The sequence below is a fragment of the Aeromonas sp. 75A genome, assembly GCF_051919425.1.
GTDB classification, from domain to species: Bacteria; Pseudomonadota; Gammaproteobacteria; order Enterobacterales; family Aeromonadaceae; genus Aeromonas; species Aeromonas veronii.
This window is the reverse complement of the sequence record NZ_JBQBES010000002.1, coordinates 2,931,625-2,948,119: the sequence shown is the minus strand read 5'-3', so window position 1 is coordinate 2,948,119 and position 16,495 is coordinate 2,931,625. Positions and strand designations below refer to the sequence as shown.

The window sequence follows — 16,495 nt, the reverse complement described above, 5'->3', positions numbered from 1 at the left end:
GCACAATCGCCCCTCTCGTTTTGCACTTGTCCGGAGTTTTGATGAAAAAGTGGTTCATCCCCCTGCTAGCCCTCTGGCTTTATGGCTGCAGTGCAGGGCCCGGTGAAGAGGATATCCGCCAGCAGGTCACCGCCAAGCTGCTGGCCGAGACAGACGCCAACCTGTTCGATATCAGCGACTTCACCATCCTCGGCAAGGAGGAGCGGATGGAGGGGGTCTATCTGGTCAAGGTGAGTTACCAGCTCCACTTCAAGCAGGGGCTCGATCAGTTGCAGGTGTTGCACGACGAGGACCTGGTCTACGACCGGGTTGGCCCCTTCCAGCAGGAGATGGGTCTGATGGATCTCGAGCGCAAATATGGCGAGTTCGAGGCGGGCCAGGTGCTGCCGCAAGAGGCAGAGGTGTGGATGATGAAGGACGAACAGGGGTGGCGGCTGGCTGAACCGGCCCAATAAAGGGCTTTCCGCCCCTTATGCTCTGCAACGACTCTCCTGCCGTTGCCAACCAGCTCAAACCTGGGTATCGACCCGATACCCTTTTCGCTCGGCAGGTTCGTTCGGCAGCTTGCTGGCCAATCCTGACAGCATCTCCTTGAGGGTGACCCCGCTCTCTGCCGCACCGCTGCTCTCCAGCAGCTTGGTCAGCTGGCTCTGCAAGGGGTTGACCGCTTCACGCTCGGCTCCTTGCTCGCTCTCTTTTTCCTGTCTGCCCTGCTGATCCAGCGTCTCCAGCAGGCGCTCCAGATCCCGCTTGAGCGGGTTTTCGCTGCTGTCGGCGATGGCGAGTTTGCGCTGTTCCTGCTCTTGCCGCTGTTGTTGCTGCAATGCCAACTGTTGCTCCTGCTGCTGTTGCAGGGAGCCCATCATGGTGTTGATGAACGCTTCCAGCGAGTCCCTGATTGAAACAGTGCCACCGCCACTGCTCTCCCCTTGCGGTGACAGCCCCAGCTCATCCAGCACTGCGCCAAGGTCGCGCACCAGGCTGTCACTGCCCGTTGATGGTGAAGTTGCAGCCCGCTCCTGTGCCTGCACAGCGGGAGAACCCTGCCGTTGCACCAGCGGGCTGGGCCCGCCTGACGCGACCACATTTATCTCCATCTTGGCCCTCCTCCCCCCGTCCTCAGCTCTTTCTCGACAAATATTCCGGCAATCTGACAACCCTTGCCCCTTGGCAGATAACCGCTCTCACACCTAAAAGATAGCGCCAACCGGCAGGGATTGGCGCGAATGCATCTTTTGGTCTATCAGGCGGGATAATTGTGCCAACCCGCTATAAACAAGGGGCTGGCAAGAGTGCCTCGTTCAGCCAGCACTACACAGGCTGACAATCGGAGTCAGAAGATATCCTTCATCCGGTGCCACAACATTCCCAGTGCCAGCAGCGGGGAGCGCAACGCCGGGCCGCCGGGGAAGGTGATATGGGGCACGCTGACAAAGAGATCGAAACCCCGGCTCTCGCCGCGGATCGCCTCGGCTACCAGCTTGCCCGCCATATGGGTGGCGTTGAGACCGTGACCCGAGTAGGCCTGGGCATAGAGCACGTTGGGGTGTTCCTTCAAGCGGCCAATCTGCGGCAGCCGGTTGGCGCCGATCCCGATCATCCCGCCCCACTGAAACTCGATGGCGGTGCCAGCCAGCTCGGGGAAGACTCGCAGCAGCTTGGGCAACATGAAGGCCTTGATATCGCGGGGATCCCTTCCCGAGTAGTTGCAGGCCCCGCCGAACAGCAGACGACCATCGGCGGAGAGACGGTAGTAGTCGAGCGCCACGTTCTGATCGCACACCGCCATGTTTTGCGGCAGCAGGCGCTGGCGCAAGCGGCGATCCAGCACCTCGGTGGCGAGAATGTAGGAGCCGGCCGGCAGCACCCGTCCTCCCAGCTCCGGATTGAGGTCGTTGAGATAGGCGTTGCAGCCGATCACCAGATAGTCGGCAGTGACCCGGCCGTGGGCAGTGGTCACCTCGACCTGCTTGCCGTAATCGATATGGGTCACTCTGGAGTGTTCAAACAGGGAAACCCCGAGGCTGGCGGCGGCGCGCGCCTCGCCCAGCGCCAGATTGAGAGGATGGAGATGGCCGGAGCCCATGTCGATGAGGCCGCCGATATAGCGATCCGACCCCACCACGCTATGGATATCTTCCCGCGGCACCAGTTTGAGTTCGTGCTCATAGCCGAGGCTCGCCAGATGGTCGAGATCTTCCTCGAAACCTGCCAGATGGCGCTGACGGGTAGCCAGATCGCAGTAACCCCAGGTGAGGTCGCACTCGATATTGAAACGCTCGACCCGCTCGCGCACCAGCTGCACCGCCTCCAGCCCCATCAGATCCAGCTCGCGGACCCCATCCTCACCAATCCAGCGGGCGAACTGGCTGGTATCGTGGCCGATACCGCGAATAAGCTGACCGCCGTTGCGCCCAGAGGCGCCCCAGCCGATGCGGTTGGCCTCCAGCAAGGCCACCTTGTACCCGGCATCCGCCAGATTGATGGCGGTATTGAGACCGGTAAAACCGCCGCCGATGATGCAGACGTCAGCCTTGTGCTCCCCCTCCAGCTCGGGCCACTGTTGCGAGTCGTTGCGGGTGGCCGCGTAGTAGGAGGCGACGTGCTCCTGATATCCGTTGTGCTTTCCTGCCTGCATACTCAGCATCCTGCCTTGGTTGCAAATTGTTTAATAAAATAAGCAAAGTTGTTTCGATAATACCCAGTTCCTCCTCCACTCACCAACCGGTGCGGATCACAGAAATGCAAAAGGCGCCCCGAAGGGCGCCTTTTCATGCAATCAAGGTGCTGTAACGAATTACAGTACGTCGATGGCGTTCAGGTCGGAGAATGCTTTCTCCAGACGAGCGATCATGGAAGTCTGACCTTCACGCAGCCATACGCGCGGATCGTAGTACTTCTTGTTCGGCTTGTCGGCGCCTTCCGGGTTGCCCAGCTGGCCTTGCAGGTAAGCTTCGTTCTTCTTGTAGAAGTTCAGCAGACCTTCCCAGGTTGCCCACTGGGTGTCGGTGTCGATGTTCATCTTCACTACGCCGTAAGAGATGGACTCGCGGATCTCTTCCAGAGTGGAACCTGAACCACCGTGGAATACGAAGTCCAGAGACTTGGCAGGGATGCCGAACTTCTCGGAAACGTACTTCTGGGAAGCGTCCAGGATGGACGGGGTCAGTTTGACGTTACCCGGCTTGTATACACCGTGTACATTGCCGAAGGAGGCAGCGATGGTGAAACGCGGGCTGATCTTGGACAGACGCTCGTAAGCGTAGGCAACATCTTCCGGCTGGGTGTACAGAGCGGACTGATCCATGTGGCTGTTGTCGACGCCGTCTTCTTCGCCACCGGTGCAACCCAGTTCCAGCTCCAGAGTCATGTTCATCTTGGCCATGCGGGTCAGGTACTCGCAGCAGATGTCGATGTTCTCTTCCAGAGACTCTTCGGACAGATCCAGCATGTGGGAGGAGAACAGCGGCTTGCCGGTTTCAGCAAAGTGCTTCTCGCCCGCTTCCAGCAGACCGTCGATCCACGGCAGCAGCTTCTTGGCAGCGTGGTCGGTGTGCAGGATTACCGGCACGCCGTAAGCTTCGGCAACAGCGTGAACGTGCTTGGCACCAGAGATGGCACCCAGGATGGCAGCTTTCTGACCTTCCAGCTTCAGACCCTTACCGGCGGTGAACACGGCACCACCGTTGGAGAACTGAACGATAACCGGCGCTTTAACCTTGGCGGCAGCTTCCAGTACGGCGTTCACGGAGTCGGTACCAACGCAGTTTACGGCCGGCAGAGCAAAGCCGTTCTCTTTAGCGATGGCGAACACTTTCTGAACGTCATCACCAGTGATCACGCCGGGTTTTACGAAGTCGAAAATTTTCTTAGACATGTTTAATCGTCCTGTCTCGTATGCCGTTAATAAAAAATGGGGGGTTCATCATGAACCGGCACAGCGGGCACATGATAAACGAAACGGGAGGCTTTTGCCCCCCGTTCCGGGTCAATTAGGCTTTGGCGCGCTGTTCCAGAATCGCAACAGCCGGCAGTACCTTGCCTTCTACGAACTCCAGGAAGGCGCCGCCGCCAGTGGAGATGTAGGAGACTTTGTCAGCGATGCCGAACTTGTCGATGGCAGCCAGGGTGTCACCACCGCCAGCGATGGAGAAGGCCGGAGAAGCAGCGATGGCTTCAGCGATAACCTTGGTGCCTTCAGCGAACTGGTCGAACTCGAACACACCAACCGGACCGTTCCACAGGATGGTCTTGGCGTTCATGATGATGTCAGCCAGGGCCTTGGCAGAATCCGGGCCGATGTCGAAGATCATGTCGCCGTCGGTCACGTCAGAGACGGACTTGATGGTGGCCGGAGTGGACTCGGAGAACTCGGCACCTACAACCACGTCGGTGGTCACAGGAATGTTGGTCTCAGCAGCCAGTTTCTTGGCGGTGTCGATCAGGTCGTGCTCGCACAGGGACTTGCCGACGTTGTGACCGGCAGCAGCGATGAAGGTGTTGGCGATGCCACCACCGACAACCAGCTGGTCAGCGATTTTGGAGAGGGATTCCAGAACGGTCAGCTTGGTGGAGACCTTGGAGCCGCCAACGATGGCAACCATCGGGCGCTCGGGCTTCAGCATGGCTTTGCCCAGGGCTTCCAGTTCACCCGCCAGCAGCGGACCGGCACAAGCGACCGGAGCGAACTGTGCAACACCATAGGTGGAACCTTCGGCGCGGTGAGCAGTACCGAACGCATCCATTACAAAGACGTCACACAGGGCGGCGTATTTTTTGGCCAGCTCTTCGGTGTTCTTCTTCTCGCCTTTGTTGAAGCGGCAGTTTTCCAGCACAACCAGCTCACCGGCAGCGACTTCTACGCCATCCAGGTAATCCTTGGCCAGGCGAACCGGGCAGGACAGAGCGTCTTTCAGATAGTTGACAACCGGAGCCAGGGAGAATTCTTCGTTGTATTCACCCTCGGTCGGACGACCCAGGTGGGAGGTGATCATCAGCTTGGCGCCCTTTTCCAGAGCCAGCTTGATGGTCGGCAGAGTCGCAACGATACGTGCATCGGAGGTGACCTTGCCGTCTTTTACCGGTACGTTCAGGTCAGCACGGATCAGAACGCGTTTACCCGCCAGATCCAGGTCAGTCATCTTGATAACAGACATATTCAGTCCTCTATATTTTCCAGGTAATGTTAAAAACAGTAACCTTTCGCCCGGGGCAGGCTCAGCCTGCGGCCATCATGGCCCGGGTGGTATCCAGCATCCGGTTTGCGAAGCCCCATTCGTTATCGCACCACATCAACATCTTGACGAGGTTGGCATCGCTCACCCGGGTCTGGGTACCATCAATGATGCAGGAGTGTGCATCATGATTGAAGTCTACGGAGACCAGCGGTTCTTCCGTGTAATCCAGAATACCGTGTAATGTACCTCTGGATGCCCGTTGCAGGGCTTGATTTACGTCAGTAACTGTCACTTTTTTACGAACAGTAATACTGAGATCCATCGCTGTTACATTGATGGTCGGCACCCGCACCGCAATCGCCTCGAACTTGCCGGCGAAGTGGGGCAGGATACGCTCCAGCCCCTTTGCCAGCTTGGTGTCCACCGGAATGATGGACTGACTGGCAGCGCGGGTTCGGCGCAAGTCACTGTGGTAGGCATCGATGACTTGCTGATCATGCATGGCCGAATGAATTGTCGTAATAGTACCACAATTTATCTCGAATTCTCGATGCAATGTTTCAATCACCGGCACCACGCAGTTGGTGGTACAGGAGGCGTTGGAGACGATCCGCTCCGCTCCGGTGAGGGTATGATGGTTGACCCCGTAGACCACGGTGGCATCCACATCGGCATCCGCCGGGTGGGAGAAGAGCACCTTGCCCGCCCCCGCCGCCAGATGTAGCTCGGCATCGGCCCGCGAGCCGAATACCCCGGTGCAATCGAGCACCACGTCCACCCCCAGCGCCCGCCACGGCAGCTTTGACGGATCCCGCTCGGCAAACAGGGAGATGAGATCCTCCCCCACCAGCATGCTGTTGCCCGCCAGTTGCACCGGATGGTGGAAGCGACCGTGACTGGTATCGTAACGGGTCAGGTGCACCATGGCCTCGGGAGCCGCCAGCTCGTTGATGGCGACGATCTTGATGGTCTTGTCGCGCCCGCTTTCATAAAGGGCTCGCAACACGTTGCGACCGATCCGCCCGTAACCATTGATGGCAATCTTGATCATCGAGAATCCGTTTCCTTGAACCAGCAACAGGACGGCGCACCGGCCGCCCGGGAGCCCCGGCTACGACAGCAGGGCCTCCTTGAATTCACCGCGGGCCAGCAGTGCGGCCCCGAATACCCCGGCACTGTCGCCAAGGGCAGGAGCAATAATGGGGGCTCTGAAGCGGGGATTAAAGAGGAAGGGCAAAATTGTCTGCCGTCCCACGCTGTAGAGGCTCTGCACATTGCCCACCCCACCGCCGATGACGATCACATCCGGGTCGAGAATGTTGACCACGTTGGCCAGCGCCTGACCAAACAGCAGGTGCAGCCGGTCGATGGTGAGCTTGGCCACATGATCGTGAGCCGTGGCGGCCGCGATTTGGGCAAGCGAGAGGTGGCGCTTGGCCTTGGCTTCGTACCAAGCCTCCAGCGCCGGACCGCTGATCAGGGTCTCGACGCAGCCACGCTTGCCGCAGTAGCACTCGGGGCCATCAGGGGAAAGCACGTTATGGCCCCACTCACCGGCGATGCCGTGATGGCCGTTGAGGATCTGGCCGTTGATGACGATGCCGGAGCCGACCCCGGTGCCCATGATGATGCCGAACACCACTTTCGCATCGGGATGGTGCTGGCGCACTGCACCGAGATGGGTTTCTGCCAGCGCGAAGCAGTTGGCGTCGTTGGCGATCAGCACCGGCACGCCCAGCTTGCGCTCCAGATCCTCCTTGAACGGCTTGCCGTTGAGCTCGGTGGTATTGCAGTTCTTCATCAGGCCGGTCTGCGGATCCCGCGCCCCCGGCGTGCCCATGCCGATGACGGCCGGGCGCTGGCCAATCTTCTCGGCGCACTCTGCCACCAGCTTGGCGATCTGGCCGATCATGTGGTCATAACCGCCGGCACGCTCGGTGGGGATGCGGTGGCGCAGCAGCACCTCGTCGCCATCCAGCACCACGCATTCACACTTGGTACCGCCAAGATCGATACCCCAATCCAGTGACTTGCTGCTCATCTTGCCTCCTGCACTGGCGCCACGCTCTCGTCGTTGCAGCGCCTATTTCAATGTAAAACGGGGCCTGACGGCCCCGGATTTCAATCAGTTTCTCTTCGCTCGCCCCGGCCTTAGCGGCCGTGGTACTGGGCGGAGAGCTCGTGTACCGCGTTGACGAACACGCCGGCGTGCTCCGGGTTCACATCCTGATGGATGCCGTGGCCGAGGTTGAAGACGTGGCCGTTGCCGTGGCCGAAACCGGCCAGAATGGAGGCGACCTCTTCACGGATACGGGCCGGAGTGGCGTAGAGCATGGAGGGGTCCATGTTGCCCTGCAGCGCCACCTTGTCGCCGACCCGACGCTTGGCGTCGGCAATGTCGGTGGTCCAGTCCAGACCCAGCGCATCGCAACCGGTGGCGGCGATCTGCTCCAGCCACTGACCGCCGTTCTTGGTGAACAGGGTGACCGGCACACGGCGACCGTCGTGCTCACGGATCAGGCCATCGACAATCTTGTGCATGTACTGCAGGGAGAAGTCGCGGTAATCGCGCGGGGTGAGCACGCCGCCCCAGGTGTCGAACACCATGACAGCCTGCGCACCCGCCTTGATCTGGGCGTTGAGGTAAGCAATCACGCTGTCGGCCAGCTTGTCGAGCAGCAGGTGCAGGGTTTGCGGCTCTGCGTACATCATCTGCTTGATCTTGGTGAACGCCTTGGAGCTGCCCCCCTCCACCATGTAGGTGGCCAGGGTCCATGGACTGCCGGAGAAGCCGATGAGCGGCACTTCGCCCTTCAGCTCACGGCGGATGGTGCGCACCGCGTTCATCACGTAGCCCAGCTCATCTTCCGGATCCGGAATAGGCAGCGCCTGCACGTCGGCCATGGAGGTGATCGGACGCTCGAAGCGCGGGCCTTCCCCCTGCTCGAAGTAGAGACCGAGCCCCATGGCATCGGGCACAGTGAGGATGTCGGAGAAGAGGATGGCGGCATCGAGCGGGTAGCGGCGCAGCGGCTGCAGGGTGACTTCACAGGCCAGTTCGGCGTTGCGGCACAGGGACATGAAATCCCCCGCCTGGGCGCGAGTCGCCTTGTATTCCGGCAGATAGCGGCCAGCCTGGCGCATCATCCATACCGGGGTCATATCCACGTCCTGGCGCAGCAGGGCGCGCAGGTATCGATCGTTCTTCAGCTCTTTCATCCCAGTTCCTGAGTTCGTATCACGCATAAAATGGCGGCCATAATACCACTTTGCCCACCGGAGCGGACTGCCCAAAACGTGGCAAATGGACGCGCGGTTGCAAAGATGTGAAGGGGCGCAAACCAGAGCGCCCTGTTTACAAAAAAAGGTGCGAAAAGATCGGCGAAAAGATAAGCGCCTCGTTACCCCTCGCCCGCCAGCGAACGCTCAATCAAGCGTCGAGCGATGGTGCCGTGGGGCGGCAAGCGCGGCAAGCGGTCGGCGGTAAAGAAATCGGCAGCGACCAGTTCGTCATCCTGCACTCGGATTTCACCGCTCTCGTAGTCGGCGGTAAAGCCCATCATCAGGCTGTGGGGGAAGGGCCAGGGCTGGCTCGCCACATAGCGCACATTGCGCACCCGGATGCCGCTCTCCTCGAACACCTCCCGCGCCACGCACTGCTCAAGGTTCTCCCCCGCCTCCACAAAGCCGGCCAGCACGGTATACATGGGATCGTCCGCCTGATAGTGACGGCGATGGGCCGCCAAGAGGATCTCCGGCCCCTTGCGCACCGCCACGATAATGCAGGGGGATATACGCGGATAGGCCGTGTGGCCGAGGTGGCACACCTGCGCCCACTCCCCCGCCTTCGGGGTCATGGGGGCGCCGCACTCGCCGCAGAAACGGTGGGTGCGGCGGAAGGTAACGAGCTGCCAGGCACGACCTGCGAGGCGAAAGCCCTCTTCGTCTCCCGCCACCATCAGCTGGCGCAGCGGGCTCATAGCGCTCGTGTCGGCCTCATCACCCAGATCGAGCAGATAGCAGGGCAGCCCCTGCCACTCATCAAAACGCTCGAAACGGGCACCGGCCAGCGCTGCGGGCAGGCACGCTTTACTTCCTTGTGGCACCTCTCCCTGCTGATCGAGCAGTACCAGATGATCGCCCCCCAGCACGAACCAGCGGGCTTGTTCGGTTAATGACATCAGATAAACACTCTCGTTAAAACAGAACCCTGACCACGGCTGGCCGAGCAAGGGGCAAACGCCGCGCGAATGGCTCCCATCTTACGACCAGCACGGGTCGCTGACGACCCCACCATGGCCGATTGTCCCATTCGTAAAAAACGGATGGTGCAAATAAAGAGGCCGCCCGAAGGCGGCCCGTTGTTATCCGGCATCCCGTATCCGGCCTCTATCGACGCGGATCAGGCATCGCCCATCGCCAGCAGGGAGGCGTTGCCGCCCACCGCCGTGGTGTTGATGGTGCGGGTCTTCTCGGTGACGAAGCGGCTTAAGTAGTGTGGACCGCCCGCCTTGGGACCGGTGCCGGAGAGCCCCTGGCCGCCGAACGGCTGCACCCCGACCATGGCGCCGATCTGGTTGCGGTTGATGTAGACGTTGCCCACATTGATGCGGCTCGCCAGCTCTTCGGCGTGGGATTCGTTGCGGCTGTGGATCCCCAGCGTCAGACCGTAGCCGGTGCCGTTGATGTCGCTGATCACCTTGTCCAGATCCCGGGTGGCGTAGCGCACCACGTGCAGGATGGGGCCGAACTGCTCCTTGACCAGCTCGCGGATGGAGCCGATCTCCAGTGCGGTCGGCTGAACGAAGTGTCCCTCCATGGTCGCGGCGGGCATCGGCGCCTGGGCAATCAGGCGAGCTCGCGGGATCATCCGGGCCAAATGGGCATCCAGCCCCGCCTTGGCATCGGCATCGATCACCGGGCCGACGTCGGTGTTGTGCTCGGCCGGGTTGCCCACTTTCAGCTCCTGCATGGCGCCGGTGAGGATCTCCAGCACCCGCTCGGCGATCTCCTCCTGCAGGTAGAGCACCCGCAGGGCCGAGCAGCGCTGACCGGCGCTCTGGAAGGCGGCGCTCACCACGTCGCGCACCACCTGCTCCGGCAGCGCGGTGGAGTCGACAATCATGGCGTTCTGGCCGCCGGTCTCGGCGATGAGCGGCAGGATGGCGCCATCGCGCTGGGCCAGAGTCATGTTGATGAGCTTGGCGGTCTCGGTGGAGCCGGTGAAGCAGACGCCGCCGATGCGCAGATCCGCCGTCAACTTGGCACCGACGGTGGCACCATCACCGGGCAGCAGCTGCAGCACGTCGCCCGGAATACCGGCCTGATGGGCCAGAGTCACCGCCAGATGGGCGATAAGACCGGTCTGCTCCGCCGGTTTGGCGATGACGGTGTTGCCAGTGGCCAGCGCCGCAGCGATTTGGCCGAGGAAGATCGCCAGCGGGAAGTTCCACGGGCTGATGCAGACAAAGACGCCGCGCCCCTGCAGGAACAGCTCGTTCTGCTCGCCGGTGTAACCGGGCAGCAGGGTCGCCTGCCCCATCAGGCCGCGGGCCTGTACCGCGTAGTAGCGGCAGAAATCCACCGCTTCACGCACCTCGTCGATGCCATCTTGCAGCAGCTTGCCCGCTTCGCGGGTACAGAGGGAGACAAACTGCTCGCGGTTCGCTTCCAGCAGATCCGCCAGCTTATCCAGCGCGGCAGCACGCTCGCTCACCGGGGTTTCACGCCAGCGCGGGAAGGCAGCGTGGGCAGATGCCAAGGCCTGCTCCACCGCCTGCTCGTCGGCCCAGTGGATCTTGCCGACGGTAAGGCTCACATCCTGCGGGCTCAGCACGGTGCGTGCCTCGCTACGCTTGAGGGTCTCGCCATCGACGATGGGGCCCGCCAGCCACTGCTTGCTCTCCAGCTCTTTCAAGCGGGCGAAGAAGGGGCGCTGGATGGAGAGGATGTTCATGTTGACGCCGCTGGAGTTTTTGCGGTCGCTGAAGAGGTTCACCGGCTGGGGAATACGGTCGTTGGCAAAGCCGGAGTAGCGCTTGAGGGTGCGCAGCGGGTGCTCGGCCAGCGAGTCCACCGGGGTGTTGGGGTCCACCAGCTTGTGAACGAAGGAGGTATTAGCCCCGTTCTCCAGCAGGCGGCGCACCAGATAGGGCAGCAGATCCTTGTGGGCGCCGACCGGCGCATAGATGCGGCAGTGCAGGCCGGGATTGTCGTTCAGCACCGCATTGTGCAGCTCCTCCCCCATGCCGTGCAGACGCTGGAACTCGAACTGGCGATCGCCAGCCATCTCCAGAATGCTGACCACGGTATTGGCGTTGTGGGTGGCGAACTGGGGAGCGATAAAGCCGCGAGTCGGCTCGCTCAGCAGGTAGCGGGCGCAGGCGAGGTAGGAGATATCGGTGCCCGCCTTGCGGGTAAACAGCGGGTAGCCGGGCAGGCCCGCCTGCTGGGCATATTTCAGTTCGCTGTCCCAGTAAGCGCCTTTTACCAAGCGAACCGGAATGAGGTCACCCTGTTCGCGGGCCAGTGCGGTGAGCCAGCAGAGTACCGGCAGGGCGCGTTTGGAGTAAGCCTGCACCACCATGCCGAGCTTGCCCCAGCCACGGTTGGCGTCGGAGCGGTAGAGCTGCTCAAACAGATCCAGCGACAGCTCGAGGCGGTCCATCTCCTCGGCGTCGATGCTGATGGCCACATCCTTGTCGCGAGCCAGCCGCACCAGCCCCACCAGCCGCTCGCACATCTCGCCAAGCACCCGTTCGCGGTTCGCCACGTCATAGCGCGGATGGAGCGCCGAGAGTTTGATGGAGATGGAGGGGGCCGGGCCGCCGTCGCTGATCCGCTCGTTGCCCACCGCCTCGATGGCGTTGCGGTAATCGGCCAGATACTTGTCGGCATCCTGCATGGTCAGTGCCGATTCGCCCAGCATGTCGTAGGTGTGGGTGTAACCCAGCTCGCGGGATTTGCGGCTCGCCTTGAGCGCCTCTTTCATGTCGCGACCCAGCACGAACTGCTTGCCCATGATCTTCATGGCGGCGTACATGGCGGAACGCACCACCGGCTCCCCCAGCTTGTTGACCATCCGCCCCAGCAGGTTGGCCGGGTTGCCGTCGAGCTTTTTATCCAGCTTGATGATCTTGCCGGTCAGCATCAGCCCCCAGGTGGAGGCGTTGACCAGAGTAGAGTCGCTCTTGCGGAAATGGGAAGACCAGTTGGCGCCGGAGAGCTTGTCCTTGATCAGGGCATCGGCGGTCTCGGCATCGGGAATGCGCAGCAGCGCCTCGGCCAGACACATCAGGATGATCCCCTCCTGGGTATCCAGACTGTACTCCTGCAAGAAGGCGTCGATACCGTCACCGGAGCCGCTCTCCTTGCGCACCTTGGTCACCAGGGTACGGGCACGCTGGGTCACCTGCTCCAGCGAGGCGCCATCCCCCGGCAACATGGCCGACAGTTCGGCCAGATAGGCATTTTCATCCACCACGTAGTTCTGGGTAATGGCTTCGCGCAGGGCGGCCAGATCAGAGGGGATATAGTCAGCGGCAAGCACTTGAGTAGCTTTGAACATATGGGGTCTTCCTGTACGCCCTAGGGCTGATATCGACAAAGGCGGACGTGCCGCCGAAACGCCGATAATGTATACAATGTTGCACCCTATATGAAATGAATTTGTTGCCACTCTTTAACAAAGATCGCTCATTCCCCCCATGAATTCCCTTTTGAAGCCAATACGTCAGCAAGCGTGAGGGTCATCTGACTTCATTTTGTATACGATCTGCCACCGCCCGCCCTGTCGCAAAGCAGCCACGCATTCCGCCCAATAGCGGATGTCGTCAATGCGCCCCAAAAAAAGAAGGGCCGCCACGGCGACCCTTCTCAGCAATTCATTCAGCCAGATGCTGTCAGTTCATCCAGCGATCGCCACGGCTGCGACGACGGGGCAGCATGGGCAGCAGGATACCAAGCAGGATACCGGCACCCACCATGGCACCACCACGAATAAACCAGTCCATCTGCATGTCGTGCTCCTGGTTGTCGTAGCTCTGGGTCAGGGCATCATTCTGCTCTTTGAGATTGCTCATCTCCTCACCCTGACTGACCAGCTGAGCCTTGAGGGCGGCGATCTCCTTGCTCTGGGCAGCGATTTGACCATCCTTCTCGGTGAAGCGTTTCTCGTTGTCACCGTTGAGGTTCTGCAGGCGATCTTTAAGCTCATCGCGCTCTTTTTCCACCTGGGGCAGACGCTCGCGCAGGCTGATCTGGCTCTGCAGTTCGCTGTTCTTGATCCACCCCTCGCGGCCACGACCGTCCACCACCTGGGTGAAACCGGCCTCGCTGTTCACCGCCTTTACCTCCAGCGGTTCACCAGCCTTGACGCTGCCAAGGATCCGGTACTGGGTACCCGGGCCATTGTGGATATAGGTAAAGATGTTGTCTGAAACATAACGGGTATCGGCCAGTGCCTGTTGGGCACACAAGCAGATCAAAATCCCGAGAAGGGCGCGCATGGTCGATCGGTTCTCTTTTTCAGGTTTGGACAAGAGGTTGAATGTTAAGCCGCCAGCAGGTTAAAGGACAAGCAAAGAAAAAGCACCTCCCCCCAGATAAAGAGCGCAGAGTTGCGAGTCACCTCGCAACTTGCCCGTCTGCGGTCTCACTTGTTTTTCAGCTCCTGCACCTCGCTGCGCAGGGCGCGGATCTCCCGCAGCAGCTCCTCTTGTTGGTTGTTGTAGTGATGACGCCACTTGTCGGTCTCGCCATCCCCCTTGTTGGGCTGCAAAAACAGGCTGGCCATAAAACCGCTGATGGCACCGAACAGACCCACTCCGAACAGGATCAGCAGGCTGGCGACAAACCGTCCCTCCTCTGTCTTGGGCACCAGATCCCCGTAACCCACTGTCGAGAGGGTCACCAGCGTCCACCAGAATGCGTCATAGGGTGTCTCAATCTGGCTGCCGGGCTGGCCTGACTCAATCCAGTACATGACGCCGGAACCCACCCCCAGCAGCAGGAAGAAGAGGAACAGGATGCCGGAAAGAGTGGTCTCGTTGCGCTCGCGACGGAACATGGCCCAGAGATCCGGGTGCTCCTTGAACAGCTGATAGACCCGCCAAAGCTGGATCAACCGCGCCCAGCGCAACTGCTCCGCCATCGGCAGGCTACCCGGCAGATAGATCCAGTTGGCCTTGAAATAGGCCTTGCGATCGGAGGCCCGGATCCAGCCATAAGCAAAGTGCGCGAGGAAGAAGTAGCAGATCAGACTGTCGAGGTCATAGAAGAGCTGCAGGGTCTGTGGTGTCAGGCTCTCATGGCCCCACCAGCGGGCCGTCACCAGCACAACCGAGATAATCGACAGAAATGCCATCAGCAGATCCATCGCCCGCAGATGAGTTAAGTGATGTCGCATACATTTTCCAACTTTAAGCACAGTGCAAATTAATAAAAGAGAAGATAATGCCGATAGTCCTGAGGGCAAAGGAAAAAACGGCTTTTAAAAGGAGAATGACAATGCAGCTGAACCTGCTGGAGAAAAGAATGAGCAACATCCGGTTGGTACCCAAAGTGGTGCTGCTGATGGTGTTCAGTACCCTCCTGCTACTGACAAAACTCTGGTTTGACGCCAACAATCTGGAAGCGACCCTGCTCAGCGAAGGGCTCGATCCCGCCAAGGCGGATGCGATCTCCAATCGCCTGCTCTGGACCGGTCTGATGGAGACCGCCATCATGGGGCTGCTGTTCGTGATCCTGCTGCTCACCGGCTCCCGCCTGATGGTCAAGCAGGTGCACTATCTGGTGGGCCTGCTGGAGCGCTTCGCCAAGCGGGACCTCAGCCACAAGGTACTGCTCAAGTCTCGTGACGAATTCGGTGACATCGCCAAGGCGGTCTCACACTCGCAGGAGAACCTCAAAGAGGTGTTTGGCAACCAGCGCGCCGCCTGCAAGGAGCTCAACGACATCGCCTCCCAGGTGACCCTTTGCATGGAAGAGGCCAACGAAGCGATCAACGAAGAGTTCACCCAGATCGAACAGCTGGCCAGCGCCATGAGCCAGATGGTCGGTGCCATTCGCGAAGTGGCCGCCCATGCGGATCAGGCCTCTCACGCCACCGCCGAAACCAGCCAGCTGGCGGAAGAGGGGAGCCGCTGCGTCGCCGACACCGTCAGCACCATCGATACCCTCTCCGGCAACATCCAGCGCTCCGCCACCGTGGTCAACGAGGTGGAGCAGGGAGTCGAGCGCATTGGCTCTGTGGTCGACACCATTCGCGGCATCTCGGAACAGACCAACCTGCTGGCACTTAACGCGGCAATCGAAGCGGCTCGCGCCGGTGAAGCGGGTCGTGGCTTTGCCGTGGTGGCCTCCGAAGTGCGTGAGCTGGCCAACCGGGCTCAGGCCGCCACCGTCGAGATCCAGAAGATGATCGAACAGCTGCAGGGCAATGCCCATCAGGCTGGCGAGCTGATGGCCCAAAGCGTACAGCAGGCCGACAAGGGGGTGGAACAGGTGACCCAGGCCGGTACCCAGCTCGCCACCATAGTGCTGCGGGTACAGGGTGTCGCCGACATGAACCGCCACATCGCCGCGGCATCCGAGCAGCAGAGCTCGGTCGCCGAAGAGATGCGCGGCAATCTGGAGCAGGTCAAGCAGATCGCCGAAGGCTCCGTCGTGGTGCTGCGCGAGCTGCAAGAGGCCTCCGAGCTGGTCGAGCAGCACAGCAAGGAGCTCGACAGCCAGATCCAGTCCTTCAAACTCGTCTGACTGTTTTCATGCCCCAATCCGGTTAGACTGGAAGGCCCCTTGAGGGGGCCTTTCTCATTTCCAGCGCACGGCAAGGAGCCAATATGCAGCAGAATGCAACGCACCCACCACTCGAGCTCAGTGACGACAAGGGGCGGCTCGATGTGCCGCTGATCCACCGTTTTCTCTCCCAAGAGGCTTACTGGTGCCGTGGTATTCCCCACAGCACTGTGGTGCGGGCCATCAACCACTCCCTCTGCGTTGGCGGCTATGTCGATGGTCAGCAGGTTGCCTTCGCCCGGGTCATCACCGACAAGGCCACCTTTGGCTATCTGGCCGATGTCTTCGTGCTGCCTGAGTACCGCGGCCGGGGTTACAGCAAGGCACTGGTGGCAACCATTGTCGACCATCCCGAGTTGCAGGGATTACGGCGTCTCGCTCTCGCCACCTCTGATGCTCACGGCCTCTATGCCGGTTTTGGCTTTGCGCCCCCAGCAAGTCCAGACAGCCTGATGGAGATCTACAACCCTGCCATCTACCAGCGCACCTGATTGACTGGCGGCCAATAATTCCCACCGGAT

The 16,495-nt window shown here is 60.7% G+C and carries 14 protein-coding genes; 3 read left to right on the top strand and 11 right to left on the bottom strand.

Annotated elements, in window-relative coordinates; genetic code table 11:
* Nucleotides 1–41: 41 nt before the first annotated feature.
* Entirely contained in the window at nucleotides 42–455 is a 414-nt protein-coding gene (locus tag ACTG2T_RS13860; protein ID WP_159144292.1) for a hypothetical protein, read from the top strand.
* A gap of 54 nt (nucleotides 456–509) precedes the next feature.
* On the opposite strand, the gene ACTG2T_RS13855 is transcribed toward ACTG2T_RS13860, so the two are convergent.
* The 11 genes from ACTG2T_RS13855 to ACTG2T_RS13805 form a co-directional block, all read right to left on the bottom strand.
* Nucleotides 510–1,097 (bottom strand): hypothetical protein, encoded by a 588-nt coding sequence (locus ACTG2T_RS13855; RefSeq protein WP_330125683.1) that lies wholly within the window; start codon nucleotides 1,095–1,097, stop codon nucleotides 510–512.
* 236 nt (nucleotides 1,098–1,333) lie between these two features.
* Nucleotides 1,334–2,638, bottom strand: a complete 1,305-nt coding sequence (locus ACTG2T_RS13850) for an NAD(P)/FAD-dependent oxidoreductase (RefSeq protein ID WP_330125684.1) — start codon at nucleotides 2,636–2,638, stop codon at nucleotides 1,334–1,336.
* Nucleotides 2,639–2,797: 159 nt separating this feature from the next.
* Entirely contained in the window at nucleotides 2,798–3,877 is a 1,080-nt protein-coding gene (gene fbaA, locus ACTG2T_RS13845; RefSeq protein WP_005335434.1) for a class II fructose-bisphosphate aldolase, read from the bottom strand.
* Between the two features lie 115 nt (nucleotides 3,878–3,992).
* The gene (locus tag ACTG2T_RS13840; RefSeq protein WP_005335436.1) at nucleotides 3,993–5,156 is read right to left on the bottom strand and encodes a phosphoglycerate kinase; all 1,164 of its coding nucleotides are present in this window, start codon (nucleotides 5,154–5,156) and stop codon (nucleotides 3,993–3,995) included.
* A gap of 61 nt (nucleotides 5,157–5,217) precedes the next feature.
* Nucleotides 5,218–6,228, bottom strand: a complete 1,011-nt coding sequence (gene epd, locus ACTG2T_RS13835; protein WP_005335438.1) for an erythrose-4-phosphate dehydrogenase — start codon at nucleotides 6,226–6,228, stop codon at nucleotides 5,218–5,220.
* A 60-nt stretch (nucleotides 6,229–6,288) separates the two neighbouring features.
* A complete protein-coding gene (locus tag ACTG2T_RS13830; RefSeq protein ID WP_107683468.1) occupies nucleotides 6,289–7,218 on the bottom strand; it encodes an ROK family protein in 930 nt (309 codons plus the stop codon).
* 110 nt (nucleotides 7,219–7,328) lie between these two features.
* Nucleotides 7,329–8,396, bottom strand: coding sequence for a uroporphyrinogen decarboxylase (gene hemE, locus ACTG2T_RS13825; protein WP_005335440.1), 1,068 nt, complete (start codon nucleotides 8,394–8,396; stop codon nucleotides 7,329–7,331).
* Nucleotides 8,397–8,578: 182 nt separating this feature from the next.
* On the bottom strand, nucleotides 8,579–9,358 hold the full coding sequence (gene nudC, locus ACTG2T_RS13820; RefSeq protein ID WP_236272783.1) for an NAD(+) diphosphatase: 780 nt from the start codon (nucleotides 9,356–9,358) through the stop codon (nucleotides 8,579–8,581).
* A gap of 221 nt (nucleotides 9,359–9,579) precedes the next feature.
* Entirely contained in the window at nucleotides 9,580–12,744 is a 3,165-nt protein-coding gene (gene putA / locus ACTG2T_RS13815) for a bifunctional proline dehydrogenase/L-glutamate gamma-semialdehyde dehydrogenase PutA (protein WP_139731090.1), read from the bottom strand.
* Nucleotides 12,745–13,078: 334 nt separating this feature from the next.
* Nucleotides 13,079–13,684: a TIGR04211 family SH3 domain-containing protein gene (locus tag ACTG2T_RS13810; protein ID WP_005335443.1), complete on the bottom strand. Its 606-nt coding sequence runs from the start codon at nucleotides 13,682–13,684 to the stop codon at nucleotides 13,079–13,081.
* Nucleotides 13,685–13,830: 146 nt separating this feature from the next.
* Nucleotides 13,831–14,583 carry a potassium channel family protein gene (locus tag ACTG2T_RS13805; protein ID WP_005354446.1) on the bottom strand — a complete coding sequence of 251 codons (753 nt, stop codon included), beginning with the start codon at nucleotides 14,581–14,583 and terminating at the stop codon, nucleotides 13,831–13,833.
* Nucleotides 14,584–14,684: 101 nt separating this feature from the next.
* Here ACTG2T_RS13805 and ACTG2T_RS13800 point away from each other — a divergent pair, with 101 nt between their 5' ends.
* Both ACTG2T_RS13800 and ACTG2T_RS13795 read left to right on the top strand, forming a co-directional pair.
* Nucleotides 14,685–15,935 carry a methyl-accepting chemotaxis protein gene (locus tag ACTG2T_RS13800; RefSeq protein WP_081250426.1) on the top strand — a complete coding sequence of 417 codons (1,251 nt, stop codon included), beginning with the start codon at nucleotides 14,685–14,687 and terminating at the stop codon, nucleotides 15,933–15,935.
* 83 nt (nucleotides 15,936–16,018) lie between these two features.
* Complete coding sequence (locus ACTG2T_RS13795) at nucleotides 16,019–16,465, top strand: GNAT family N-acetyltransferase (RefSeq protein ID WP_040068004.1); 447 nt, start codon at nucleotides 16,019–16,021, stop codon at nucleotides 16,463–16,465.
* The last annotated feature ends 30 nt before the right edge of the window (nucleotides 16,466–16,495 follow it).